The 26,459-nt window shown below is 64.5% G+C and carries 22 protein-coding genes; 10 read left to right on the top strand and 12 right to left on the bottom strand.

Translation table 11 applies throughout. The features are described from left to right. Positions 1 to 6 precede the first annotated feature (6 nt). From AC0L3H_RS14035 to AC0L3H_RS14000, 8 genes are all read right to left on the bottom strand, one after another. Positions 7 to 951 carry an ABC transporter permease gene (locus tag AC0L3H_RS14035; protein WP_023800524.1) on the bottom strand — a complete coding sequence of 315 codons (945 nt, stop codon included), beginning with the start codon at positions 949 to 951 and terminating at the stop codon, positions 7 to 9. Continuing rightward, positions 951 to 2,003 (bottom strand): ABC transporter permease, encoded by a 1,053-nt coding sequence (locus AC0L3H_RS14030; protein WP_128245863.1) that lies wholly within the window; start codon positions 2,001 to 2,003, stop codon positions 951 to 953. The genes AC0L3H_RS14035 and AC0L3H_RS14030 overlap by 1 nt, the downstream gene beginning before the upstream one ends. Continuing rightward, positions 2,003 to 3,514, bottom strand: a complete 1,512-nt coding sequence (locus AC0L3H_RS14025) for an ABC transporter ATP-binding protein (RefSeq protein WP_473585843.1) — start codon at positions 3,512 to 3,514, stop codon at positions 2,003 to 2,005. Before AC0L3H_RS14025 ends, AC0L3H_RS14030 begins: the two co-directional genes overlap by 1 nt. A 233-nt stretch (positions 3,515 to 3,747) precedes the next feature. Next, positions 3,748 to 4,779 carry a BMP family protein gene (locus tag AC0L3H_RS14020; protein ID WP_473517136.1) on the bottom strand — a complete coding sequence of 344 codons (1,032 nt, stop codon included), beginning with the start codon at positions 4,777 to 4,779 and terminating at the stop codon, positions 3,748 to 3,750. A gap of 163 nt (positions 4,780 to 4,942) precedes the next feature. Beyond that, the gene (locus tag AC0L3H_RS14015; RefSeq protein WP_473585842.1) at positions 4,943 to 6,244 is read right to left on the bottom strand and encodes an NAD(P)/FAD-dependent oxidoreductase; all 1,302 of its coding nucleotides are present in this window, start codon (positions 6,242 to 6,244) and stop codon (positions 4,943 to 4,945) included. A gap of 2 nt (positions 6,245 to 6,246) precedes the next feature. Beyond that, on the bottom strand, positions 6,247 to 7,599 hold the full coding sequence (locus tag AC0L3H_RS14010) for a glutamine synthetase family protein (protein ID WP_473492544.1): 1,353 nt from the start codon (positions 7,597 to 7,599) through the stop codon (positions 6,247 to 6,249). A gap of 37 nt (positions 7,600 to 7,636) precedes the next feature. Then, on the bottom strand, positions 7,637 to 8,920 hold the full coding sequence (locus tag AC0L3H_RS14005) for a glycosyltransferase (protein WP_473585841.1): 1,284 nt from the start codon (positions 8,918 to 8,920) through the stop codon (positions 7,637 to 7,639). Between the two features lie 17 nt (positions 8,921 to 8,937). After that, the gene (locus AC0L3H_RS14000; RefSeq protein WP_473585840.1) at positions 8,938 to 9,876 is read right to left on the bottom strand and encodes a GntR family transcriptional regulator; all 939 of its coding nucleotides are present in this window, start codon (positions 9,874 to 9,876) and stop codon (positions 8,938 to 8,940) included. Positions 9,877 to 10,116: 240 nt separating this feature from the next. Between AC0L3H_RS14000 and AC0L3H_RS13995 the strand changes: the two genes are divergently transcribed. The 8 genes from AC0L3H_RS13995 to AC0L3H_RS13960 all read left to right on the top strand — a co-directional run bounded on the left by AC0L3H_RS13995 (position 10,117) and on the right by AC0L3H_RS13960 (position 18,211). After that, the gene (locus tag AC0L3H_RS13995; RefSeq protein ID WP_473585839.1) at positions 10,117 to 11,181 is read left to right on the top strand and encodes a polyamine ABC transporter substrate-binding protein; all 1,065 of its coding nucleotides are present in this window, start codon (positions 10,117 to 10,119) and stop codon (positions 11,179 to 11,181) included. A gap of 365 nt (positions 11,182 to 11,546) precedes the next feature. Then, positions 11,547 to 12,389, top strand: a complete 843-nt coding sequence (locus AC0L3H_RS13990) for an ABC transporter permease (protein ID WP_473585885.1) — start codon at positions 11,547 to 11,549, stop codon at positions 12,387 to 12,389. Between the two features lie 183 nt (positions 12,390 to 12,572). Beyond that, positions 12,573 to 13,364, top strand: a complete 792-nt coding sequence (locus tag AC0L3H_RS13985) for an ABC transporter permease (RefSeq protein ID WP_473585838.1) — start codon at positions 12,573 to 12,575, stop codon at positions 13,362 to 13,364. Continuing rightward, positions 13,361 to 14,434 carry an ABC transporter ATP-binding protein gene (locus AC0L3H_RS13980; RefSeq protein WP_473585837.1) on the top strand — a complete coding sequence of 358 codons (1,074 nt, stop codon included), beginning with the start codon at positions 13,361 to 13,363 and terminating at the stop codon, positions 14,432 to 14,434. Before AC0L3H_RS13985 ends, AC0L3H_RS13980 begins: the two co-directional genes overlap by 4 nt. A 16-nt stretch (positions 14,435 to 14,450) precedes the next feature. Then, a complete protein-coding gene (locus AC0L3H_RS13975; RefSeq protein WP_473585836.1) occupies positions 14,451 to 15,725 on the top strand; it encodes a glycosyltransferase in 1,275 nt (424 codons plus the stop codon). 238 nt (positions 15,726 to 15,963) lie between these two features. Continuing rightward, a complete protein-coding gene (locus AC0L3H_RS13970; protein ID WP_473585835.1) occupies positions 15,964 to 16,314 on the top strand; it encodes a cupin domain-containing protein in 351 nt (116 codons plus the stop codon). Between the two features lie 24 nt (positions 16,315 to 16,338). Beyond that, on the top strand, positions 16,339 to 16,683 hold the full coding sequence (locus tag AC0L3H_RS13965) for a cupin domain-containing protein (protein WP_023800538.1): 345 nt from the start codon (positions 16,339 to 16,341) through the stop codon (positions 16,681 to 16,683). A 19-nt stretch (positions 16,684 to 16,702) separates the two neighbouring features. Then, positions 16,703 to 18,211 carry an aldehyde dehydrogenase family protein gene (locus tag AC0L3H_RS13960; RefSeq protein WP_473585834.1) on the top strand — a complete coding sequence of 503 codons (1,509 nt, stop codon included), beginning with the start codon at positions 16,703 to 16,705 and terminating at the stop codon, positions 18,209 to 18,211. Between the two features lie 37 nt (positions 18,212 to 18,248). Here AC0L3H_RS13960 and AC0L3H_RS13955 read toward each other — a convergent pair whose 3' ends face one another. From AC0L3H_RS13955 to AC0L3H_RS13940, 4 genes are read right to left on the bottom strand one after another with little or no spacing between them, the layout of a single operon-like run. Beyond that, entirely contained in the window at positions 18,249 to 19,196 is a 948-nt protein-coding gene (locus AC0L3H_RS13955) for an ABC transporter permease (RefSeq protein WP_128181260.1), read from the bottom strand. Positions 19,197 to 19,199: 3 nt separating this feature from the next. Further along, on the bottom strand, positions 19,200 to 20,180 hold the full coding sequence (locus tag AC0L3H_RS13950) for an ABC transporter permease (RefSeq protein ID WP_473585833.1): 981 nt from the start codon (positions 20,178 to 20,180) through the stop codon (positions 19,200 to 19,202). Between the two features lies 1 nt (position 20,181). Then, entirely contained in the window at positions 20,182 to 21,651 is a 1,470-nt protein-coding gene (locus tag AC0L3H_RS13945; protein WP_473585832.1) for a sugar ABC transporter ATP-binding protein, read from the bottom strand. A gap of 49 nt (positions 21,652 to 21,700) precedes the next feature. Further along, the gene (locus tag AC0L3H_RS13940) at positions 21,701 to 22,714 is read right to left on the bottom strand and encodes a substrate-binding domain-containing protein (protein ID WP_091592281.1); all 1,014 of its coding nucleotides are present in this window, start codon (positions 22,712 to 22,714) and stop codon (positions 21,701 to 21,703) included. Between the two features lie 201 nt (positions 22,715 to 22,915). On the opposite strand from AC0L3H_RS13940, the gene AC0L3H_RS13935 reads away from it, so the two are divergent. Together AC0L3H_RS13935 and gnd are read left to right on the top strand one after the other, a co-directional pair. Beyond that, positions 22,916 to 25,312, top strand: a complete 2,397-nt coding sequence (locus AC0L3H_RS13935) for a glucan 1,4-alpha-glucosidase (RefSeq protein ID WP_473585831.1) — start codon at positions 22,916 to 22,918, stop codon at positions 25,310 to 25,312. A gap of 120 nt (positions 25,313 to 25,432) precedes the next feature. Continuing rightward, positions 25,433 to 26,449, top strand: coding sequence for a phosphogluconate dehydrogenase (NAD(+)-dependent, decarboxylating) (gene gnd, locus AC0L3H_RS13930; RefSeq protein WP_473585830.1), 1,017 nt, complete (start codon positions 25,433 to 25,435; stop codon positions 26,447 to 26,449). Positions 26,450 to 26,459 lie beyond the last annotated feature (10 nt).

The raw sequence follows: 26,459 nt of genomic DNA, 5'->3' as shown, positions 1-26,459 counted from the left end.
GCCCTGTCAGCGTTCTTCGCGGCGGAACGGCTTGAGGAGCGCCGAAGGCGCGACGGCGTTGCGTGACATCACCGCCATCGCGACGATGGTGAAGATGAAGGGCAGCATCAGGAACGCCTCATAGGGGATATGGCCGAGCCCGCTCGCCTGCATGCGCAGTTGCAGGGCATCGACGAAGGCGAACAGCAGGGCGGCCCCTGCCGAACGCCAGGGATCCCAGCGGCCGAAGACGACGAGCGCGATCGCCACCCAGCCACGCCCGGAGACGAGGCCGAAGGTGAAGGCGTTGAACTGCACCATCGACAGGAAAGCCCCGGCCAGCCCCATCAGGGCACCGCCAAGGATCACCGCCTGGAAGCGAGTGGCGATGACGCCGACGCCGGCCGAATCGGCGGCGCGCGGATTTTCGCCGACCATGCGCACCGACAGGCCCCACGGAGTCCGATAGAGCACGAAGGCGGCAAGGGGAACGGCTGCCATCGCCATGTAGACCAGCGAAAACTGGTTGAACACGGCTGGTCCGAGCACCGGGATGTCGGAGAGAACAGGGATCGGCAGCGTTTCGAAACTCTTGATGCTGGGCGGCACCGATTGCTGGCCGAAGATCAGCCGGTAAAGGAAATAGGCGAGGCCCGACGAGAACAGCGTCACGCCGATGCCGCAGACATGCTGGCTGAGGCCGAGAGCCACCGTGAACAGCGCATGCACGGCACCCATCAGCGCACCGGTCAGCACCGCCGCAAGCACGCCGAGCCACAGGCTGCCGCTGAGGCTGGTCGCGGTGAAGCCGGTCATCGCCGACAACAGCATGATGCCTTCGATGCCGAGATTGAGCACGCCGGCCCGCTCCGAAAACATCTCGCCCAGCGTCGCGAAAGCCAAAGGCGTGGCGATGCGGATGATCGCGGCGAGGAAGCCGACCTGAAAAATCTGTTCGAGCACGACGCTCATCATGCGGCTCCGACGCGGCGGATGCGATAGGCCGTGAACAGCAGCGCCACCAGCATGGCGAGCAGCGCGGTGCCCTGGATGACGTCGCTGAGGAAGGCCGGAACGCCGGTGGCCCGCGACATCGCCTCGGCGCCGGTCATGACGGCGGCGAGGAACAGCGCCGCCGGCATCACGCCAAGCGGGTTGAGCCTCGCCAGCATGGCGACGACGATGCCGGAATAGCCATAGCCCGGCGAGATGTCGCTCATCACCTGGAAATGCACGCCGCCGACTTCGCTGACGCCGGCAAGGCCGGCGAGCGCCCCGGACAGCAGCGCCGTCGAGATCAGCACCCGCTCGACATGGATGCCGCCATAGCGCGCGGCCTCGGGATTTTCGCCGATCACCCTGATCCTGAAGCCGAGCGTCGTGCGCGCAATCAGGAACCAGATGACCGGTGCGGCCACGAAAGCCGCCACGACGCCGAGATGCAGCCGCGTGCCTTCGAGCAGCACCGGGAAATTCGCCGAATCCTCGATCGGCGGCGAGATCGGGTAGCCGCTGAAACTGTCTTTCCAAGGGCCTTCGATCAGCGCCATCAACGCGTAGAAGATGACCGAGTTGAGCAGCAGTGAACTAACGACATCATCGACTTTGAATTTCACCCGCAGCGTTGCCGGGATCAGGGCGACCGCAGCACCGGCGGCGGCGCCGGCGAGCGCCATCAGCAGCATGGCTAGCGGTCCCGGCATCGGGATGGCGCCGACCGCACAGCTCGCCACCGCACCGGCAAGCAACTGCCCCTCGGCGCCGATATTCCAGAATTTGGCGCGGAAGGCAACCGCTACGGCAAGGCCGGTGAAGATCATCGGTGTTGCGCGCACCAGCGTTTCGGTGATCGCGTAGCTGTCGCCCAGCGACGCCGAGAACATCACGCCATAGGCCTCGATCACCCCGGCGCCGGCCAGGGCAATGAGGCCGCTGCATAGCACCAATGTCGCGCCGATGGCCAGCAACGGCAGAGCTAGGTTGAACCAGGCGGGCGTTGAGGTGCGGGCTTCGAGGCGGAACATCAACTATCGCCCCCCGCCCCGGTCATCATCAGTCCGAGCCGCGCGATGGTGGCGTCGGCGCTGGCCAGCGTGCCGGCAATGCGCCCCTCATACATCACCGCGATGCGGTCGCAGAGCATCAGCAGCTCTTCGAGGTCTTCGCCGATGACGACGATGCCGCAGCCCCTGGCACGCATGTCGAGGAACTTTTCGTGGATGAAGCGCGCCGCACCAATGTCGAGGCCGCGCGTCGGCTGCGACACGATCAGCACCTTGGGGTCGAAGGCGAGCTCACGCGCCAGCAGCGCCTTTTGCAGATTGCCGCCGGACAGCGCTCCGGCCCGCGTCATCGGCCCGGGGCAGCGTATGTCATAGGCCTTGATCTGTTCTTCGGCGAAGGCGCGGATCGCATCGGGCCTGAGCAGACCGTTGCGGCTGAACGCCCCGGTGCCGATGCGCGGCAGCACCATCGAATCGGCAAGCGGCAGGTTGGTGACCAGTCCCGTCGTCATGCGGTCTTCCGGGATGCGCCCGAGACCGAGCGCCTGCACCTCGCGCGGCGAGAACCGCGAGACAGCTTTGCCGGCTATCGTCATCCGGCCGGCATCGGGTGCGAGCACGCCGGAGATCACTTCGGCAAGCGCCCGCTGGCCATTGCCCGAGACACCGGCAATGCCGAGGATCTCGCCGGCACGGACAAAGAGCGACACGTCGCGCAGCGCCATACCGGAATGGCGCGACGTCGAGATGCCGTCCAGGGTCAGCACCGCGGCACCCGGTGTCGACGGTCCCCTGCCCGGCGGAACGATCTCGTGGCCGCACATCAGCCGCGCCATGTCCTGGGATGTCGTGCTGGCAGGTGCATCGACGCGCCCGGTTACGCGGCCGTGCCGCAGCACGACGCAGCGATGGGTCAACGCCCTGACCTCGTTGAGCTTGTGCGAGATGAAGATGATGCCGAGACCCTGGGCCGTCATCGACCGCAGCGCCGAAAACAGCCCGTCGACCTCTGTCGGCGCCAGCACCGCCGTCGGTTCGTCGAGGATCAGCAGCCTTGCACCGCGAAACAGCGCCTTGACGATTTCGAGCCGCTGCTGCTCGCCGATCGACAGCGCCGAGACGGAACGATCCGGATCGAGCGTGAGGCCATGCTGGCGGCCGATATCCGCCAGTCGCGCTAGCCCGCCGGCGCGGTCGATCCGGCCCGATTTGCCGGGAATGCCGATCAGCAGGTTTTCCAGCACCGAAAGCCGCGGCGCCAGGTGAAAATGCTGGTGCACCATGCCGATGCCGGCGGCGAGCGCATCGGCCGAGCTGTTGATCGTCACCGGCCGGCCCTGAACCAGGATCTCGCCGGCGTCGGACGCATAGGCGCCGAACAGCACGTTCATCAGCGTCGTCTTGCCGGCGCCGTTTTCACCGAGCAGCCCGAGAATCTCGCCCGGCGCGACGCTGAGATCGACGGCCTCGTTCGCCATGACGGCGCCGAAGCTCTTGGAGATGCCACGCATTTCGATGAGAGGGGCGGGCAAAGGCGAGGGTGCTCCTGAATTGGCTTATGATTTGAGGGATGCGCTGCACCCCCCTCTGGCCTGCCGGCCATCTCCCCCTCAAGGGGGGAGATCGGATGTCACTTCGGCTTTCGCAAATCGTCAACACTGAAGAAGAGGCGCTGTCGGCGAAGCTGCCAATCTCCCCCCTTGAGGGGGAGATGGCCGGCAGGCCAGAGGGGGGGGGTGCAGCGCCAACCCCAAAAAAACTGCGCTCAATCCGAAACCGGCGTGTTCTCGTCGACGACGACACGGAAATTGCCGTCGAGGATTTCGGCCTTTTTCTTCTCGACCAGCTCCTTGACGTCGGCGGGCAGCGTCTTGTCGAATTTGTGATAGGGCGCCAGAAAGGAGCCGCCCTTGGCCATGCGCGAGAAATCGCCGTAATCCTGCGCGGTGAACACGCCGGCCTTGACCAGTTTGATCGCATGCTCGACCGTCGGATACATATCCCAGACCGGACCCGTGATCACCGTGTCCGGGCCGAGGTTGGACTGGTCGGACATATTGGAGATGGCGAGGATCTTCCTCTCGACCGCCGCTTCGATGACGCCGAAACGTTCGGCATAGATCACGTCGACGCCGGCGTCGATCTGGGCGATAGCCGCTTCCTTGGCCTTGGGCGGGTCGAAGAAGGAGCCGATGAATGCGACCTTCCTCTTGATGTCAGGATTGACCTCGCGGGCGCCGGCAAAGAAGGCATTGACCAGCCGGTTCACTTCCGGAATGCCCATCGCCGCAACGGCGCCGATGGTGCCTGATTTCGACATCTTTCCGGCGATCAGGCCGGAGAGATAGGCGGGCTCGTGGATCCAGTTGTCGAAGACAGCGAAATTCGGCTCGGCCGGCCCGGCGCCGGAGCCGAACAGGAAGGCGACCTTCGGAAATTGCTTGGCGGTGCGGCGGGATTCGCGTTCGGCAGCGAACGCGTCACCCAGCACCAGCTCATAGCCGCCTTGCGCATATTCGCGCATCACACGGCTGAAATCGGCCGTCTGCACCTTCTCCGACCATTTGTACTCGATGCCGAGTTCCTTCTCGGCCCTCTGCAGGGCGACATGGATCTGGTGGACCCATGGCTCCTCGGTCGGCGTGGCGAAGATCGCCGCCACCTTCAGCTTCTTGTCCTGCGCCAAGGCACTGCCCGGCAGCATGGCTGCCGCCAGGCCGAGCGCGCCGAGTTCCAGCAAATTGCGTCGCGAAAGTCCTTCGCGTTTCGACTGGATTTTGCTCTTCCCGTTTTCCATTGCATGCCCCTCTGATTGGCGCCGTGTCGAGCCGGCTGTTTCTTTGGATATCAGGCGAGGGAACTATGGAACGGCGTCCGACCTTTGTCCACATGGTCAAATTTGTCGCGAAGCTGCGTTGCCGCCCTCCGTCGCAAGACCACGGCGGCAGTGGATCGCTTGCTCAATGCTTGATGCGGTCGCGCATGGCGTACCAGAGCATGCCGAGGACATAGAGCGGGCCGCGCAGTGCGGTACCGCCGGGAAACGGCATTGGCCTCAGCGTCGAAAACAGATCGAGCCGCGACGCATCGCCGGTGATCGCCTCGGCAAGCAGCTTTCCCGACAGCGTCGACAGGATCACGCCCTTGCCTGAATAGCCATGCGCAAAATAGACCTCGCCATAGTGGCCGACATCCGGCAGGCGCGATGTCGTCACCGAGACCAGCCCGCCCCAGGCATGCTCGATGCGGCGGCCGCGCAATTGCGGAAAGGTCTTTTCCATAAGCGGCCGCACGAAGCCGGCAATGTCGGCGGGCGGCGACGGCGTGTAGCGCTCGCCACCGCCGAACAGCAGGCGGCCGTCGGCCGACAGCCGGTAGTAGTTGACGACGAAGCGTGTGTCGGAAACGGCGGCATTGCTTGGGATGACGTCGCTGGTGTCGTCAAGCGGCTCGGTGGCGATGATGTAGTTGCCGACCGGCATGATGCGGCTGTTGACGCGCGGTTCGAGCCCCTGAAGCAGGGCGTCGCCGGCCAACACGACATGCCGGGCCCGGACCGTGCCCTTGGCCGTGGAAACCCGGATGGAAGGTTCCCGCTCCAGCCGCAGCGCCACCGAATTCTCGTGGATGGTGACGCCTGCCGCTGCCGTGGCGCGGGCAAGACCCAGCGTGTAGTTCAGCGGATGCATATGGCCGCCGAGCTTCTCGTACATGGCGCCGTGATAGGGTGTGTTCACCATTTCACGCGCCCGCGCTGCCGACAGCATCTCGACGTCATGAAAATTCATCACGCTGGCAAGGCACTCGGCCTCTTCCTCGAGATCGCGCAGGTCGGAGCCGTTGACCGCACCAGCCAGATGGCCGGTGAGCCGGAGGTCGCAATCGATGGCATGGCGCTCGATCAGGTCCAGCACCAGCCCGCGCGCCTCGAGGGCGAGAGCGAAAAGCGCCCGCGCCCGTTCGGGCCCATAAAGCTTGACCAGGCCCTTGGCGCCCTTGCGCAGGCCGGGGATGATCTGGCCGCCATTGCGCCCCGACGCCCCCCAGCCGATCTTACCGCCTTCGAGGAGAACCACCTTCAGCCCGCACTCGGCGGCATGAAGGGCCGCGGACAGGCCGGTGCAGCCGCCGCCGACCACCACCAGATCGGCGTCGACGTCGCCCTGCAGCGCCGAATGATCAGGGGCCGGATTGGCGGTCGCGACATAGTAGGATCTGCCGATGTCCAGGCCGGAATTGAAGCCCCCAGAATCCAAGCTCATAGTCAGACCTTGAGCAGCAGGTGGTCGCGTTCCCAGCTGGTGACGACGCTCTGGAACAGGTCGAGCTCGACGCTTTTGACGCGCAAATAGGTCTGGACGAAATCCTCGCCGAGCAAGTCCCGAACCGGACTGCAGGCGGCGAAACGGTCGAGCGCCTCCTCCATGGTTTTCGGCAGCGTGCTCTTGCTGCGATAGGCGTTGCCCGATGCCTCGGGCGAACGCGAGAGCTTTTCCTCGACGCCGAGATAGCCGCAGAGCAGCGAGCCGGCCATCGCCAGATAGGGGTTGGCATCAGCGCCGGGCAGCCGGTTTTCCACCCGCCGTGCGGCCCGCCCGCCGGCCGGCACACGCAGGCCGCAGGAGCGATTGTCATGCGACCACTCGATGTTGGCGGGGGCGCTGTGGTTCGGCCGGATGCGGCGGAACGAATTCACGTTCGGCGCAAACAGCGGCATCACCTCCGGAATGTATTTCTGCAGGCCGCCGATGAAATGCCCGAACATCTCGGTGTCGGCATCGTCACGCCCGGCGAACAGCGTATTCCCGGCCTCGTCGATGACCGACATGTGGAGATGCATGGAGCTGCCGGCTTGTGCGGCGATCGGCTTGGCCATGAAGGTCGCATGCATGCCATTGTCCTGCGCGGCCTGGCGCGTCATCCGCTTGAACAGCAGCACCTTGTCGGCCAGCGGCAGCGCGTCGCCATGCAGGAAATTGATCTCCAGCTGCGCCGTGCCTGATTCGTGGATCAGCGTATCGAGCGGCAACCCGGCCTTTGCGGCATAGTCGTAGAGCCGCTGGATCACCGACTCGAATTCCTCCAGCGCCGCCATGTCATAGGGGTGCTGCACGGTTTCGGAGCGGCCATTGCGCCCGACCGGCGCGATCAGCGGCCGATCGGGATCGGGATTGGGCGCAGTCAGGTAGAATTCGAGCTCCGGCGCCACCACTGCCCGCCAGCCGCGCTGGTGATAGAGATCGAGCACGGCCCTCAGCACATGACGTGGCGAGGCCATCCACGGCCGGTCGTCCATGTGAAACGCATCGGCGAAGACATAGGCCTTTTCAGCTCCAGCGCCGGGCGCAAGGCAGAGCGTCGCGACATCCGGCACCATCCGCATGTCGGGATCCTGATAGGCGAAGCCCTCGTCGTTGGAACCGGAATAGCGGCCGTCTATGCAGACCAGGAAGGCGCTGCTCGGCAGGTAGAGCGCGCGGTCTTCGAGCGACTTCAGGAACTTGGCCGTTGGCAACGCCTTGCCGCGCAACACGCCATTCACGTCCGGCACCAGGCATTCGACTTCCCTGATCCCCTGCTGCTCCAGCCATCGCTTCGGATCGTCCGTTGGGGTCATTTGCGGTGCACCCGTTGTCGTGGTGTTGAGCATCAGGTCACGTCCTTACGAGGGCGAGAATGGATTCGGCGGCGATTTCGGTTCCCCGCGCCCGTGCCATGGTGGCTGCATTCTCCTTGAGACGAAAGCGCATCTCGCCATCGGCCATTAGGCCAAGGATGGCGTTTTCCAGTTCGTCGTCGCTCCAGCCATCGCGGCTGAGGTGGCGGCCAACGCCGGTTTCCTCGGCGCGTTGCGCATTGTCGTGCCCGTCCCAGCAATAGGGCATGATCAGCGACGGCACGCCGAAACGCAGCGCTTCGCAAAAGCTGTTGTTGCCGCCGTGATGGATGAAGAGATCGGATTTGGCGACAACCGACGGCTGCGGAAACCAGGCGTCGAGATAGACATTGTCCGGAACCGCGCGATAGCTGTCGCGCAGACCGCCGACATTGACGATGAAGCGGGCCGGAAGCCGGTCGAACACGGCGAGCATGCGCTCGATCAGGCCGACATCCATCGCGCCCAGGCTGCCGAAGCTGAGATAGACCAGCGGCCCGTCATTGCGTGGAAAGACCGGCACGTCGAACGGCCCTTCCGAACGGACGCAGCCTTCGAGATAGACGAAGCGGGCCGGGTCGAGCGGCACGGCGCGCTGCCTGCGCACGATCGTCGGGGTCAGCAGCAGATTGAGATCGGGCGAAGCTTCGAGAAAAAGGCCCCTCGGCAAGGGTGCAAGACCGGCGTCGGTCCGAAGCCGGTTGAACCGGTCATGAGCCGGAGCGACGGCTGCCAGGTAGCGCGCCTCGAAGGCCGCGCGATCGGGGTCGTCGGCGGCGAGACCGGACAGATAGGGTGGTACATCGGCGTCGGGCAGCTCGGTCTCGGCGCAGGAGACGACGCGCACCCATGGGCAGCCGGCGGCAGCAAGTGCTGGAAACATGATGACATTGTCGAGCACCACGGCGTCCGGCTTCAACCGGGTCAGCAATTGGCGCAGCGGCGCCTCGGCATTGACCGCGGTATCGACGATCGCTTCCCAGGTCGGGGCGACATAGGTTTCGAGCTGGTCGATCGGGCTCAGCCTGAAATGCGGCAGATGCCGGCGCACGAAAGCCTGCCAATAGCTCTGGCGTTCGCTGTCGGTCAGCGGATCGTCGGTCGGCAACTGATATTCCTGAAACCCGTAGTCGGCGAACACACCGGAAAAGCCGGCGTGACAGATGAACACCGGCCGCGCGCCCCTTGCGCGCAAGGCCTGCGCGATGCCGACGCAATTGAGCGCGGCACCGAAGCTCGCTTCGGGAAACAACGCGATAGTCGGGCTGGTTTTGCGCGTCACTGTTCTCGTGGTCCTCGTCAATCCGGCCGGCTGATCATGCCGAACAATGCGGGGGCGCCGCGACTGGCCGCCTGCGGTCGCTGGCTGCGGGACAATCGCAGATGGACGCGAAGCAGATCGGCTGCAATTTCATACTGCCGGCTTTCCAGTTGGTCGAGTATGGTCAGGTGCTCGCGCAGCGATTGCTTCAGCCGGAAGACGTTGACGCCGGCATAAGTCCCCGGCAGCCGGCGCAGCCTGAGATGGTCCGACAGCGCGTCGGTGACGAAGCGGTTGCTGGAGCCGTCGGCGATCATGCCGTGAAAGTCGATGTCCAGCCGCTGGAACTCTCTTATATCGAATGTGGCGTCGGGCAGCGCCAGCAGCGCCTCCATGCCCTGGCGCAAGGCTGCCGCGCGGGTCCCGTCCAACCGAAAGCCAGGCGCCAGAATGGCGGCGGGTTCGAGCAGCAGGCGGAACTCGTAGCTTTCCCCTTGCGCCTCCGGATCGTCAGGCGCCCGCCTGAACAGCCAGGCCTGTCCCGGTGCGCGATCCAGAAGATTTTCGTCTGTCAGTTTCTTTAGCGCTTTTAGTACTGTCTTTCGTTCGGCACTGTAGCGCCGCATCAACGCGCCGACGGTCACCGTCTGATCCAGCCGGCGCGCCGACCGATCACGCAGGATCATCTCCGCGAGTTCGTCCTCCTCGGCGCTTGGCAGGTCAGTGGCAAGGGTCGCCTGCTTGGTGAGGTCGACGGCCAGCCGATAGCCGGATTCGGCTTCCCAGCGTACGACGCCTTTTTCGGTGAGCAGGCGCAGCGCGGCCCGCACCGGGGTTCGCGAGACGTTGCAGAGCGAGGCGATCTGCTGTTCCGGGAGATGGGCGCCGGCCGTAAAGCCGCGCTGCCGGGCCACGTCGAGAATGCGCTGCGCGAGATCAAGATGATTGGTGCGCGGGCGTCTGGCAACGGCTTGCATGGCGTTTCTCGTGAACGGGCTCGACCGCCGCGGTTTGACCGATTGCCCTTGCGGGCGCGATCGGCTGGATTTCGCGGCGATTTTGACAAATTATGGATTGACGTACTTTTTTCTGCAATAGTACTGTGAGTTCAATCGGCAATAAAAAGACCGGGGAACAGGATCGAAGCGGCGGCATGGTCGCAAGCGCTGGTCCGACGATTGATTGAATTCGACGATCAACCAGAATGGGAGTCTGTCATGACCGCCACCACCCTGCGGCACCGTTCGTTAAAAACTTCCGCGATCGCGCTTGGCCTCGCTATGGCGCTGTCGGCGCCGGCGGCCGCCGCCGACCTCGTCATTTCCAACTGGGACGGCTACATGGCGCCGGACGCCATGGCCGCCTTCAAAGCAGCGACCGGCGTTTCCGGCGAGGTCGTCGTTCACGCCACCAATGAGGAGATCATGGGCAAGCTCGTTGCTTCGGGCGGCAAGGGCTATGACGTGGTCTTCGTTTCCTCGCCGTTCGCAGAAGTGCTGAACAATCTCGGCCTGATCGAGACGATCGACCACGCCAAGATCCCCAATCTCGCCAATCTCTATCCCGAGGCGGCCAAGCTGCCGCACGATGTCGGCAACAATTTTTCCGTGCCTTACACCTGGGGCACCACCGGCCTCTGCTACCGCTCGGATCTGGTGAAGACCGAGCCGGCCAGTTGGAACGATCTTCTCGCCCCGTCCGAGGCGCTCAAGGGCAAGACCACGATGCTGGCGACCGACCGCTGGCTGCTTGCCGCCGGGCAGCTCGCCAAGGGCTATTCGGTCAACGAAACCGATCCGGCCAAGCTCGCCGAGGTCAAGGACCTGCTGATCTCGGCCAAGAAGACCTTGCTCGCCTATGACGACACCACCTTCTATTCGAAGCTGGTTTCTGGCGAGGCGCTGATGGTGCAGGCATGGGATGGCTGGTGCAACTATGGCATCGCCGAAAATCCGCAGATTAAATTCACCATACCCAAGGAAGGCTCGGACCTGTGGGTCGATACCATGGTGGTGATGAAGGCATCGGCCAACAAGGACGCCGCCTTCCAGTTCATCAACTTCATGCTGGACGCCAAGAACCACGCCTGGGCGGCTCAGAACATCGATTACAAGGTGCCGAACAAGCCGGCTATGGAAAGCCTGCCGGCGGATTTCCTCGCCAAATTCCCAAATATGAGCATGCCTGTGGCCGAGCTGGTCAAGTTCGAGCAGTTGCGCGACGTCGGCGACGCCCAGCGTGACTATTCGAAGATCGTCAGCGAGATCAAGGCGGCGCAGTAGTTTCGGCATCTGGAATCAGGCTTGCGTTCCTTCACGCCCCCCTCTGGCCTGCCGGCCATCTCCCCCTCAAGGGGGGAGATCGGCTGGCTTGCAGCCGCTCGCCAATCTCCGGCGCAGCACCCCCTCATCCGGCCGCTTCGCGGCCACCTTCTCCCCGCTGGGGAGAAGAGGCTGACGCCAAGGTCGGCGACCTCCTCTCCCCTCGGGGAGAGGTCGGATTGCCCCGAATTGCCCTTCGCAATTCGGTTGGCAATCCGGGTGAGGGGGCGCTTGTCCAAACACAATTTCGATGCCTTTGAGATGGCCTCAAGGCCAGAGGAGGGTGCGACATGAGATCGTTCGCACCCTCCCGCTCCTCCTTGCTGATGGCGCCGGCGCTGGCCTGGCTCACTGCCTTGATGGTGGTGCCATGCGCGCTGGTGCTGGCGCTCGCCTTCTTCCGGCGCGGCATTTATGGCGGCATCGAATACACCTTCACGCTGGAGAATTTCGGGCTGGTGCTCGACCCGCTCTATGCCGGCATCTTCCTCAATTCGGCGCGCATCGCCGGCACGGCAACGCTGTTCGCGGTGGTGATCGGCTATGCCGCTGCCTATGCGATCGCGGCAGCACCGCGCCGGTGGCAGCCGGTGTTCCTGTTCTTCGCCGTCTTGCCTTTCTGGTCCAATTACCTGATCCGCACCTATGCATGGATCGTGCTGCTCAACCGCGAAGGCCTGATCACCCAGCTCTTGCGCTGGTTCGGCTACACCGACGAGCCGCCGTCGATGCTCTATACCGAAGGCGCCGTCATCGCCGGTCTGGTCTACAATTACCTGCCTTTCGTCATCCTCGCCTGCTACGCGCCGCTGTCGCGGCTCAATCCGGAGCTGGCCGAGGCCTCGCGCGATCTCGGCGCTTCGGCCATGACCACATTTCGCCGGGTTATCCTGCCGCTGACGGTGCCGGGCATCGCCGCTGGGGCGGTGTTCGTCTTCGTGCTGTCGATCGGCAATTTCGTCACGCCGGCACTGCTCGGCGGCGGCCGCTTCCAGATGATCGGCAATCTCGTCTACGACCAATTCCTGACCGCCAATGACTGGCCGTTTGGCGCAGCGCTGGCGATGGCGCTGATCGCCATCATGCTTTTGGTGCTGACGGCGCAGGCCTTGGCCGCCGATCGCGCCGCGGGCCGTATCGCCGAAGCGAAAGCAGGCGCCGATGACTGAGCGCTCCCCTTTCTTTCCCTTCTCCCCGTTCACGGGGAGAAGGTGCCCCGAAGGGGCGGATGAGGGGCGGCGCAAATGCCGGCAACGTTGGGCGCTGCCCCTCATCTGCCTGCCGGTATCTCCCCATAAACCGGGAGAAGGACGCTCGCCGCTCGCTTGCCTCCAGACCATCGGACGTCAGCCATGACTTCATCGCCAGCGCGCATCTTCGGCCTGCGAACGATACTCGTCCTCGTCTTCGCCTTCCTCTACATTCCGATCGCCGTACTGGTGGCGCTGTCGTTCAACCAAGGCGGGCTGCCGACCATCTGGTCGGGCTTTTCGCTGAAATGGTATGCCTCGCTCGCCGGAAACGCCGCGATCCTTTCCGCCGCCCTCAACACGCTGATCGTGGCGCTGGTCTCGACTGCCATCGCCACGCTGCTCGGCACCTTGCTGGCCATCGGCGTCGAAATGCGCCGGCAGTACGGAAGCGGCCTCGAGGCGCTGATCTTTGCGCCGATGATCATTCCCGACATCGTGCTGGCGGTGGCGCTGCTCAGCTTCTTTTCCATGCTCGATTTCACGCTCGGCCTGCACACCATCATCCTCGCCCATGTCGTCTTCAACCTCGCCTTCGTCTGCTCGGTGGTGCGCGCGCGGCTGAAAAGCTTCGACTGGTCGATCGTCGAGGCCTCCGCCGATCTCGGCGCTTCCGCGCTCACCACCTTCAGGCGGGTGACATTGCCGGTCATCCTGCCTGCGGTCGTCGCCGGCGCGCTGCTCGCCTTCACCCTTTCGGTCGACGAGTTCATCATCGCCTTCTTCACGGCCGGCGCCGGCCGCGCCTCGACTACGCTGCCGATGCAGATCTATTCGATGATCCGCTTCGGCATCACGCCGGAGATCAATGCATTGGCGACCATAGTCATGGCGGTCTCAATCACCGCGCTGACCTTGTCGCAGCGGCTCAACCGCGGAGTCATCGGCCAATGAGCGAGCCCCGCACGCTGCTGGCGATCGACAAGGTGTCGAAGTACTTCGGCCGGGTGACGGCCGTCGACGGCATCTCGCTCGATATCCGCGAGAACGAGTTCTTCGCCTTGCTCGGACCTTCCGGCTGCGGCAAGACCACGCTGCTGCGCATGCTGGCCGGTTTCGAGACGCCCAATGAGGGGCGCATCCTGCTCGACGGCCGCGACATCGCCAAAACCCCGCCCAACAGGCGGCCGGTCAACCTGATGTTCCAGTCCTACGCGCTGTTTCCGCATATGAGCGTCCGGGCCAATGTTTCCTACGGCCTTGAAATGGAGCGCTTGCCGGCAAACGAAATCCGCTCCCGCGTCGACGCCATCCTGGCGACGACCGAGCTTGTCGCCTTCGCCGACCGCAAGCCGGAGCAATTGTCGGGGGGCCAGAAGCAGCGCGTCGCGCTTGCCCGGGCGCTGGTCAAGCGGCCGCGGCTGCTGCTGCTCGACGAGCCGCTCGGTGCGCTCGACAAGAAATTGCGCGGCGCCATGCAACTGGAGCTGAAGCGGCTGCAGCACGAAGTCGGCATCACCTTCGTCATCGTCACCCATGACCAGGAGGAATCGCTCGTTATGGCCGACCGCATGGCGGTGCTGAGGGACGGCAAGCTGCTGCAATGCGACACGCCGCATGCGGTCTACGAACATCCGGCCGACCGTTTCGTCGCCGACTTCATTGGCGTCATGAATTTCGTGCCGGGCAAAGCCGCCAACGATGGCGTGCTGGCAGCCAATGGTGCGCGGATATCAGGCATGGTTCCCGAAATACTTTCGCCCGGCGCTGCGGCGGTCGCTTCGGTGCGGCCCGAGCGCATCCGGCTGTTCCCGCCGCCAGAGACGGCCAACCGTGTTGCCGGCATCGTCGAGGCGCTCGCCTATCACGGGCTCGACCTGCAGCTGCATGTCCGCACCGCTCTGTCACAAAAACCGTTCCTGGTGCGCGTCACCGCCGACGCCGCCGACCGCCGCCCGGTCGCGTCGGGCGATGCGGTCGAACTCGGCTGGGATGCCGCCGACGTCAGAATTTTCGCAGATTGATTGAAGGAGAACTTTCATGGCGCAGAAGACCATCGCGTTTTTTCCGGAAGCGGCCTACGGCCCGGCGCTCAACTCCGTCGGTATCGCCCAGGCGGTCGAGGCGCGCGGTCACAGAGCGGTGTTCCTGTCGGACCCCGGCTTCGTCGACGTCTACAAGGGCTACGGCTTCGAGGCGCATCCGGTGAACCTGTCCGAGCCGATGCCGCCCGAGCAGATGGCCAAGTTCTGGGAAGACTTTATCAACGGCCACATCCCGAATTTTCGCAAATCGCCCTACGACCAGGTCGACAATTACGTGAAGGACTGCTGGACGGCGATCGTCGACAGCGCCAAATGGGCTGAGAAGGACCTGCCCGGCGTGCTTGCGACGATCAAGCCCGACGTCATCTGCGTCGACAACGTCATCCTGTTCCCGGCGATCAAGCAGTATGGCAAGCCATGGGTGCGCGTCATCTCCTGCTCGGAAAACGAGATCGAGGACGAGGACATCCCGCCGCATCTGTCCGGCTGCGGCGAGAACGACCACGCCTGCCATCAGCGCTACCGCGACCATTTCAACGCGGTCATCAAGCCGATCCATGACGACTTCAATACGTTTTTGAAAGCCAACAACGAAGCGCCGTATCCGATCGGCCAGTTCTTCGAGGCCTCGCCTTACCTCAACCTGCTGCTTTATCCCGAGGCGGCAAAGTTCAAGCGCCGCCATCCGCTCGACCCGGCAAAGTTCCAGTATCTGGAAGGCTGCGTGCGGCAGGAGAAGCCCTACACCGTGCCGACCTTTGCTGAGAATAATGACGGGCCGCTGCTCTACGTCTCGTTCGGCAGCCTTGGCGCCAGCGATGTCGATCTCCTGAAGCGCATCATCGCGACGCTGGCCGAGACTCGCTACCGGGCGCTGGTCAATGTCGGCGGCTACAAGGACCAATACGCGCAAGTGCCCGGCAATGTCATCGTCGAGAGCTGGTTTCCGCAGCCCTCGGTGATCCCGCAGGTCGATGCGGTTATCCACCATGGCGGCAACAACTCGTTCACCGAGTGTCTCTACTTCGGCAAGCCGGCGATCATCATGCCCTATGTCTGGGATGGCCACGACAACGCGACCCGGGTCGAGGAGACCAGCCACGGCTTCGGCATGCCGCGCTACGACTGGAGCGACGCCGAGCTGATCGCCAAGATCGAAACCTGCCTGACCGACCCGGCAATCAAGGTCAAGCTGGCGAAGACATCGGCCCAGATGCAATCGCAGAACGGCCCGGAGAAGGCGGCCGGGCTGCTGGAGGAGCTGCTGTGACCGGGCGGATGGGTATGGCGTTCCTTCGCGCCCCCCTCTGTCCTACCGGACATCTCCCCCACTTGGGGGGAGATTGGCCGTCATCACTGATTTCGCCAATCACAAATGTCGCAAGAAGAGTGCCGCCGCCAGAGCTGCCAATCTCCCCCCTCGTGGGGGAGATGTCCGGCAGGACAGAGGGGGGCGCCGTAGAGCGAGACGATCGCGAAGTCATGCATCGCGCCGGCGGAGCACCCACATGACCTCCTCTGTGCCACATCTCCACCAAGCCTCGACCCGCACCGACCTCGTCGACTGGGGCGCACAGTCCAATGCGCTGGAAGGTGCTTCGCACTCCACCGGCAGGCTCGTCCACAAGGGGCCGAACAACCAGCCGGAATCCGGCATCTGGGTCTGCACGCCCGGCCGCTGGCGGCTGGCGATCCCGCGCGACGAACTGTGCCATTTCGTTGCCGGCCGCGCGACCTACCGATCGGACAACGGCGAGGTGATAGAAGTCTCCGCTGCCACGGTGGTCATGTTCCCGGCCGGCTGGGCGGGCGAATGCACTGTCCACGAGACCATCCGCAATATCTACATGCTGGCCTGAAGCCAGCCACTGGAGCTTCACGACATGCCAACCCCGATCATGAAATCGCCGCTTGCCCTCACCGACCTCGTCGACTGGGGCGTCATCCCCACCATGATCGAGGGCGAATCCCGTACCTCCGGCAAATTGCTGCACAAGGGGCCGGAAGGCCGCTCCGAATGCGGGCTGTGGGTCTGCACCCCAGGCAAATGGCACTGCCACGTCACCCGCGACGAATTCTGCCATTTCCTAGAGGGCCGCTGCACCTATGTCCACGAATCCGGCGAGGTGATCGAGATCGAACCCGACACCGCGGCGTTCTTTCCGCAGGACTGGAAGGGCGTCTGCACCGTCCACGAGACCATCAAGAAGGTCTACATGATCCGCTGAGCGACTTGAAAGGACGACCATGGACTTTTCACCTGACCGGCCGGCCTTCTTCGTCAATCCGGATTATCGGCCGATGACCGGCGCGGCAAAACCGGTGATCGATCCGGCGACACTGGAAAGCGTCGGCGCCATCGCGACTGCAACCGACGGCGAAATCGACGCCGTGCTCACCGCTGCGGCCAGGGCGCAAGCTGCCTGGAAAAAGCTCGACGCCAAGAGCCGCGCCAGGCATCTGCATGCAGTCGCCAACGCCATCGAGGCGTCCGACTTCACGCGCTGCGCCGAACTGATGGTGCGCGAGATGGGCAAGCCCTATCCGGAAGCAATCGGCGAGATCGCCAATTGCGCGCCGATCTTCCGCTACTACGCCGAAATGGCGCGCGACGATGCCGGCAAGATCGCCGGCACGACGCAGGCGGGTTCGTTCCAGTATGCGCGCTGCGAGCCCTACGGCACGTCTGTGCACATCATGCCCTACAATTTCCCGATCCTGTTGATGTGCTGGACCGTTGCCGCCTCGCTTGCCGCCGGCAATGCCTGCGTCATCAAGCCGGCCGAAGCGACGACACTGTCGACGCTGGATTACATGACCGTGTTCCGCTCACTGCCGGAGGGCCTGGTTTCCTGCCTGCCCGGCGCGGCGGCCACGGCGCAGGCTTTGATCGCCTCCGATCGCACCCATGCGGTTGCCTTCACCGGTTCGGTCGCCGCCGGCAAGGCTGTCGCCGTCGCTTGCGCCGAGCGCATGAAGCCATGCGTCATCGAGGCCGGCGGCAGCGATCCGCTGATCATCAGCCGACACGCCCCGCTCGACGTCGCGGCCGCCGGCAGCGTCACCGCCGCGTTCCATCTCACCGGCCAGGTCTGCACCTCGGCCGAACGCTTTTTCGTCGTCGATGCCGTCCATGACCGCTTTGTCGAGCTGTTTGCGCAGAAGACACGGGCGCTGCGCATCGGCAACGGCCTCGACAAGACCGAGATCGGGCCGCTGGTCAGCGAGGCGGCGCGGGCGAAAGTCATGCGGCTGGTCGACGATGCCGTACGCAATGGTGCCAAGGCGATCACCGGCGGGCGTATTCCGCCGGCGCACAATGTCGGCTGGTTCTACGAGCCGACGATCCTGACCGGCGTCACCCCCGACATGGCGATCGTGCGCGAAGAATGTTTCGGGCCCGTCGCCGCGATCTGCCGGGTCAAGGATTTCGACGAGGCGATAGAACTTGCCAATGACAGCCCGTTCGGGCTCGGCGCCTCGGTGTTCACCACTGATCTTGCCGAGGCGCATGAGGCTGCGGAGCGGCTTGAGGCAGGGATGGTCTGGGTCAACAATCCGCTGATCGACAATGACGCACTGCCGTTCGGCGGCTGGAAGGCGTCGGGCCTCGGCCGCGAACTTGGTCGCCAGGGGCTGGATGCCTTCCGCCGCTCGAAGATGGTCATCATCGACCACAGGCCAGCGATCCAGGACTGGTGGTATCCCTATCCCGACAGCTGGTTCCGCGAATCTGGCGGGCGCAAGCACGTATGAGATGACACAGGTCAGCGCCGCCAAGGGCCGCCGCTTGCTAGCGCAGCGCTTTCTGCCCGCCGGCGGCAGTGATGACGCCGACGATGATCAGCCCGGTCAGCAACAGACGGACGCCGGCGCTGACGCCGAACGTGTTGAGCATGGTCAAAAGCAGCACCAGGAACAGGGCCGCGCCCCAGACACCCGGCACGTTGGCCTTGCCGCCGGCCACCGACGTGCCGCCTATGACGACGACGGCGATCGAGGCCAGCAGGTATTCGTTGCCGATATCGACATTGGCGCCGCGGAAATAGCCGGCGAGCAGCGCCCCGTCGAGGCCGCCGAGCGCGCCCGACAGCGTGTAGGTAAGAAAGCGGATGCGGCCGACATTGACGCCGGCCAGCCACGCCGCGCGGATGTTCTGGCCGATCGCCAGCACCGAACGGCCATAGATCATGCGCTGCAGCGCGATCGCAGCGCCGATGGAGAACAGCACGGTGAGGATCGCCAGCACCGGAATGCCAAGAATCTGCCAGTTGGTGAAACTGGCAAAGCCCGGCGGCGGCTTGATCTGCAAGCCGCGGCCATAGCTGATGTCGATCGACTGGATGATGAAGCTCGCCGACAGTGTAGCGATGATCGGTGGAATGCGCAGCGCCCAGATCAACAGATAATTGGCGGCGCCGATCGCCATGCCGCAGGCCAGCGCCGCCAGCAGCCCGACCGCGATCATCGAATCATTGCCGTCCATCACCTTCATGGCGACGGCACTGGCGAGGCCGATATTGGCGGGCAGCGACAGGTCGACATTGCCGGGACCGAGCGTGATCACGAACATCTGGCCGACACCGACGATGACGGTGAAGACGGCGAGCGAAAGTGCTGCCGTGATCATGCCGCCGCCGCCATATCCGCCGGTGAAGGTGATCGTCGCCAGCCACACCAGCAGCGCGCCGATGAATGACCAGATCCAGGGTTTGGCGAGCAGCAATCGCAACGATGCCATCGCTCACCTCTCCCTGCGGCTGATCAGCACCCGGGCCGCCAGCACGATGATGAGGATGGCGCCGTTGGCGGCCACCTGCCAATCGGGAGGGATGTGCATGAAGGTCAGCAGCGGCGAGGCGGCGAGCGCCAGCGTCAGCGCGCCGATTACCGCGCCGATCGGCGATACCCGGCCGCCGACGAATTCGCCGCCGCCGAGGATGACGCCGGCGATCGACAGCAGCGTGTAGCCATTGCCGATATTGGCATCGGCCGAGGTGGTGATGCCGATCAGCGCCATGCCGGACAAAACGCCGAACAGACCGGTCAATGCGAACAGCACGATCTTGGTCTTGAGCAGCGACCAGCCGGCACGGCTGAGGGCTGCGGCATTGCCGCCGGAGCCGCGCAGGATCACACCATACGAGGTGCGCATCAGCCCGAAATGGACGACCGCGGCAATTAGCAGCGCCGCAATGATCGGGAAGGGAACGAAGGGCGGCTTGAAGGCCATGAGCGACAGCAGCCAGTCCGGCGCCTTGCCGCCGGGCTTCGGCAGGATGAGGATGGCCAGACCCTGCCAGACAAAACTCATGCCGAGCGTCACCACGATTGAAGGCAGGTTGCGCAGATGGATCAGCGCGCCGAGCAGCGCATAGACGCCGATCGACCCGAGCAGGATCAAGACACCGACCAGCGGCGCGTCCTTCAGCCACGTCGCCGTGACGCAGCCGACGAAACCGACGAAGGTGCCGATCGACAGGTCCAGCTCGTTGCCGGCGATGACGAACATCTGCGCGATCGTCGCCAGGGCGATCGGGACCGCCAAATTGAGCATCAGGCTGAAGCCGAAATAACTGATGGCGCGCGGGTTGAGCCAGGCGATCGCCAGCAGCACCAGCATCAGCGACATCGCTGGCAGCAGCCCGCGCAGCAGGCGCGCCCGCGCCAGCGCGCTTCGCTCGGAAGAACTCTTGGGACTGCTCTCGACGGGTGCTGCCGTCATCTCAGGCCGCGTCGCCGAACGAGGACTGGATGATCTTTTCCTCGGTCAGCTCGTCGCGACCAAGTTTGGCGACGATCCGGCCGTTCTTGAAGACATAGACGTGGTGGCAATTGTCGAGCTCTTCGGTTTCCGTGGTGTACCAGAGGAAGGTGCGGCCGCGGCCAGCCTCTTCGCGCACGAGGTCGTAGACTTCGAGCTTGGTGCCGATGTCGACGCCGCGCATCGGGTCGTCCATCAGCACGATCTTGGCGTCGGAACCGAGCGCCCGGGCAAACAGGACCTTCTGCTGGTTGCCGCCGGACAGCGAAAAGATGTTGTTGTTCATGTCGGGCGTCCGGATGCCGATTTTCTTTTGCCAAAAGTCGGCGAGTTCGGCTTCGCGCCGCGGCGAGATCAGCAGGCCATTGCGCAATCGCGCCAGCGAACGGATGCCGATGTTTTGCGCAATTGACCATTGCGGAAAGATCCCGTCAGACTGGCGGTCGCCGGCCACCAGCGCCACCGGCGCGGTGACCTCGATGCCGGTCTTGGCGCGCGCCGCGGCGGCGAAAATCGCCAGCAGCAGGTCGGTCTGGCCGTGACCGGCAAGCCCGGCAAGGCCGATGATCTCGCCGGCATGCGCCACAAGTTCGTTGCCGTCCTGTTGCCGCGCCGGGCGGGCCCGGACCCGTAACGGGCCGGTCTCCGGCTTTTGGGTCGCGATTTCGGCCGCGATCTTCTCACGCGCTGCCGCTCCGCCCATGGTCGTCACCAGCCTGCCGCGATCGAAAGCCTTAGCCGCATCCGACGCGACGACCTTGCCGTCGCGCATCACCACGATGCGGTCGGCATTCCCGAGCACCTCGCCCAGAACATGCGAGATCAGAATGCAGCTCTTGCCCCCGGCGACAAAGCGCCGGACGAAACCCAGCAACTGGCCGGCCGTGTGCGCGTCGAGCGAGGATGTCGGCTCGTCGAGGATGACCAGCTCGAGCGGATCCTGCGTCACCGTGAAGGCGCGCGCCACTTCGACCATCTGCCGCCTGCCGATGGAAAGGTCGCTGGCGATATCGGCGGCGGAGATGCTGTGGCCCGGAAATATCTCGTCGAGCTTGGCGGCGATCAGATCGGCCGCCTTGCGCCGCCAGCCGAGGCCGCGCAGCGCCGGGTGGTTGATTCGGGTGTTCTCGGCAACGCTGAGGTTCGGGCACAGCGACAGTTCCTGGAATACGCAGCGTATGCCGAGTTGTTGGGCGCGCAGCACCGAATAATTGTCCTCGATGCCGCCACGCACCGCGATCCGACCGCTGTCGGGCACGAGCGTGCCCGCCACCATATGCATGAGCGTCGACTTGCCCGCGCCATTGTGGCCGACGAGACCGACGCATTCGCCGGCGCCGACGTGGAAATCCACCCCGGCAAGCGCCCGGACGGCGCCGAAACGTTTTTCGGCTCCGTCCAGTCTGATGATGTCTGCATCGGTCTCGGGCATCCCTAGCGATATCCGGTCGATGACGCGCGCGGCATTGGATGTGCCACGCTCACTTGATGTTGGCTTTGATCGCCGCGATGGCGTCTTCCTGCGTGTATTCGTGGCTGGCGACGCCGCCCTTGGGGATGTTCGGCAGCTCGGCCTCGAAATTATCCTGGGTGAAGGCGAGGTATGGCACCAACAGGTCATGCGGCACATCGGTGCGGCCGTCGAGCACCTGCTGCGCCACCCAGAAGGCCAGCGACGACACGCCCGGCGCAATCGACGCCGACCAGGTCTGGTAGCCATCCTTGTCCTTCTGTTCCTTCCACCACTGCAATTCGTCCTGGCGGTTGCCCATGATGATGGTCGGGCGCGGTTTGCCGGCGGCGGCGAAGGCTTGTGCCGCGCCATAGCCGTCGCCGCCCTGATCGACGACGCCGACGATTTCCGGCAGCGACGGCAGGATCGTCGCGACCGCCTTCTGCGCTGTGGTCTGGTCCCAGTCGCCGGTCACCGAACCGACGATCTTGAACTCGGGATGGGCGGCGACGCCCTCCAGAATCCCGGCGTGGATGGCGTCGTCGATCGACGTGCCGGCAAGGCCGCGGATTTCCAGCAGATTGCCGCCCTCGGGATGGAACTTGGCCATCTGCTCGACTTCCTGCCTGCCCATGTCCTTGAAGTCGACGACGACGCGGTAGGCGCAGGGCTCGGTGACGATGCCGTCGAAGGAGACGACGACGATGCCGGCATCGCAGGCCTGCTTGACGGCGCCGTTGAGCGCGTCCGGCGAGGCGGCGTTGATGACGATGGCGTCATAGCCTTGCAGGATCAGGTTCTGAACCTGGGCTGCCTGGGTCGGCACTTCCTTGTCGGCCGTCGTGAAGATGTCCGCGGCAGCGACCACCCCGTCGGCGACCGCCTTCTTGGTGACGATGGCATAGCTGTCGAGCATCGCCTGTCGCCACGAATTGCCGGCATAATTGTTGGAAAAGGCGATCTTCTTGTCGCTGGTGTCGGCAAACGCGGCGCCTGACGCGAGCATCGCCGCAAGCGCACTCAAGACGAGTATCTTCTTCATCTGTTATCCTCCCATGGATTGCTGGTCGTTGTTGGCTGCTGGCGGCTGTTATGACGACCCTCGTTTCAATATTGTCAGACAAATTTAGATGGGCGCACTTGTCAACAGCGATCGATGACGGTTTGACGATCAACTTGCGGTGCAATGATTGAAAAGGCTTCGGCTCCTGGTCTAGGGATGGGGCAGGAGACCAAAATCAAGATGGCAGCGACGCCGACTGATGCGCTGGGCCCACCCGGAATTCCGGCGCGCTGGACGTCGAGCGCCAAGAGCGGCGTTGGAACCGCGCTTTCGCCGGCCTGCCCTGTCTGGTTCACGATCAGCCACGGCATCCTCAACGAGGTCTATTATCCCCGCCTCGACAGCGCCTGCACGCGAGACATGGGACTGGTCGTCACCGGCCCCGGCTTCTATTTCTCGGAAGAAAAGCACGATGCCGTGCACAGCCTCGAGCCGTTCGAGGATGGGGTGCCCGCCTACAGGCTGGTCAACACCGCCGCCAGCTACCGGATCGAAAAGCGCATCGTTACGGATCCGGAACATCCTGTTTTGCTGCAGGAAATCAGCTTCACGCCGCTGAGCGGCACAGTTGCGGACCACCGCGTCTACGCGCTGCTGGCGCCGCATCTGGTCAATGCCGGCATGGCCAACACCGCCTGGGTCGGCGACCACGAGGGAAGGCCTGTCCTGTTTGCATCGGGACGTGGCGTTTGCCTGGCGCTCGCCTCGTCGCTGCCCTGGGGAGCATGCTCGGCCGGCTATGTCGGTGTCTCTGACGGCTGGCAGCAGCTCCGTCGTGACGGCCGGCTCGACCCGGCTTGCCGCAGGGCCGAGGACGGCAATGTCGCGCTGACCGGCGAGATCGGCTTCTCGGCCGCGGACCCGAAGGCGCTGCTAGCACTGGGTTTCGGAACGACGCCGCAAGAGGCGGCGGAAAATGCCTCGGCCAGCCTGAAACGGGGTTTTGAGCCCGCAGCCGAATCGTATGTCGAAAAATGGCGGGAGTGGCAGGCTGGCTTGCTGCCGCTGGACCGGCGTGGTGCGGGGATCAACACCTATCGCCTCAGTACGGCAGTTCTGGCAACGCATCGCTCATCCACCGGCGCGGCCGTCGCCAGCCTGTCGATCCCGTGGGGCTTCAGCAAGGGCGACGACGATATCGGCGGCTATCATCTGGTCTGGCCGCGCGACCTGGTCGAAACCGCGGGCGGCTTCCTCGCCGCCGGCGATCCGGCGCAAGCGCTTGAGATCCTCGCCTATCTTCGCTCGATCCAGCAGCCGGATGGGCATTGGCCGCAGAACGCCTGGCTCGACGGATCAGCCTATTGGCCGGGCATCCAGATGGACGAATGCGCGTTTCCGCTGCTGCTCGCAGATGCGCTGCGCCGGGCTGGGCATCTGGCAGACGCAGCGTTGCGCTCCTTCATGCCGATGATCGAGCGCGCCGCTTCCTACGTCGTGCGCAACGGTCCGGTCACCGGCGAAGACCGCTGGGAAGAGGACGCCGGCTACAGCCCGTTCACGCTGGCCGTCGAGATCGCCGCTCTGCTGGCCGCGGCCGACATGTTCGAAACTTGCGGCAAAGCAGAGCCGGCAAATTATCTGCGGGAAACCGCCGATGTCTGGAACGACCAGATCGAGCGCTGGACCTATGGCACCGGCACTCCACTCGGCGAAGAGGTCGGCGTCGAGGGCTATTACGTCCGCATCGCGCCGCCCGACACCGCCGGCGCGGCGTCGCCGAAGGACGGCTATGTGCCGATCAAGAACCGGCCGCCGGGCGATAGCGACCGGCCAGCCGAGGCGATCGTCAGCCCGGATGCGCTGGCGCTCGTCCGCTTCGGCCTCAGGGCCGCCGACGATCCGCGCATAGTCGGCACCGTCAAGGTCATCGATGCGCGGCTGCGCTGCGACCTGCCGCAGGGCCCCGTCTGGTATCGCTATACCAGCGACGGCTATGGCGAGCACGCCGACGGCGCGCCCTTCGACGGGACCGGCCAGGGCCGGCCTTGGCCGCTGCTGGTCGGCGAACGCGCCCATTACGAACTGGCGGCGAACCGCAAGGACAAGGCAGCGAGCCTGTTAAAGACCTTGGAGGATTCTGCCGGGTCTGGCGGCCTGCTGCCGGAGCAGGTCTGGGATGGTCCCGACATCGCCGAACACGAACTGCGGCACGGCCGACCATCGGGCAGCGCCATGCCTCTGGTCTGGGCGCATTCGGAGCATATCAAGCTGCTGCGCTCGCTCAAAGACGGCGCCGTCTTCGACATGCCGCCACAAGGCGTGAAACGCTACATCGAGGACAGGACCGTGACGCCGCGCCGGACATGGCGCTTCAATCACAAGCTCCGCGCCATGCCCGCCGGCAAGCTGCTGCGCGTCGAACTGCTGACGCGGGCGGTGGTCCATTGGAGCAACGATAATTGGGCAACCATCCATGACGCCGCGACGATCGAGAACGCCTTCGGCATCCATCTCACGGACCTGCCCGTTGCCGATGTCCCGCCGGGCAATAGGATCGTCTTTACTTTTTTCTGGCCCGATGCCGGCCGTTGGGAGAATGTCGACTTTTCCGTCGCTATCGACAAGCCGGACTAGAGCATGATCCCGAACCGAAGGTCCGCGTTAGCGAAAAGTGGAAACCGGTTTTCGGAAAAGATCATGCTCCAACAATAGAGCCAGTAGATCTTCTATCCCTCAAGAAGCAGGACGAAAAACATGCAGATCGGAATGATGGGACTGGGCAGGATGGGCGCCAACATGGTGCGGCGCCTGCTGCGCGATGGCCATGAATGCGTGGTCTACGACATCAACCCGGCCAGCGTTGAAGCCCTTGTGACGGCTGGCGCGATCGGAGCCGCTTCGCTGGAGGAGTTCGTCGGCAAGCTGACCAAGCCGCGCAGCGCCTGGCTGATGCTGCCGGCGGCGATCACCAGCCGGGTCGTCGACCAGGTGGCCGACCTGATGGAGCCGGGCGACATCATCGTCGACGGCGGCAATTCCTATTATCACGAGGCTGTCGACCATGCCGCGCGCCTGGCATCGAAAGGCTTGAACTATGTCGATGTCGGCACCAGCGGCGGCGTCTGGGGCCTCGAGCGCGGCTATTGCCTGATGATCGGCGGCCCCGACAGCGCGGTCCAGCATCTCGACCCGGTCTTCGCCACCCTGGCTCCAGGCGCCGATGCCGGGGTGCCCGCCCCCGGCAAGGATGCCGGAACCGCCCCGTTCGGCTATCTCCACTGCGGACCGAGCGGCGCCGGCCATTTCGTCAAGATGGTCCATAACGGCATCGAATACGGCGTCATGGCCGCCTATGCCGAGGGCATGAACATCCTGAAGTCGGCGAATGCCGGCAAGCGACAGCGGACGGCCGACGCCGAAACCAGTCCATTGGAAAACCCGCAATATTACCAGTTCGACATCGATATCGCCGAGGTTGCCGAGGTCTGGCGGCATGGCAGCGTCATCGGCTCCTGGCTGCTCGACCTCACGGCGGGCGCATTGAAGGCCGATTCGGGGCTGACGCAGTTCGGCGGACGGGTTTCGGATTCCGGCGAAGGCCGCTGGACGCTGAAGGCGGCGATCGACACCGGCGTGCCGGCGCCGGTTCTGTCCTCGGCCCTGTTCGACCGGTTCGCCTCGCAAGGCGAATCCGAATTCGCCGACAAGCTGCTATCCGCCATGCGCTATGCCTTTGGCGGCCATGTCGAAAAGCCGAAGATCGGCTCGTGACGGGGAAGAC

The sequence above is a fragment of the Mesorhizobium sp. WSM4816 genome, from assembly GCF_055811535.1.
The sequence above is the reverse complement of the archived record's forward strand: the minus strand, read 5'-3'. Positions and strand labels throughout refer to the sequence as shown.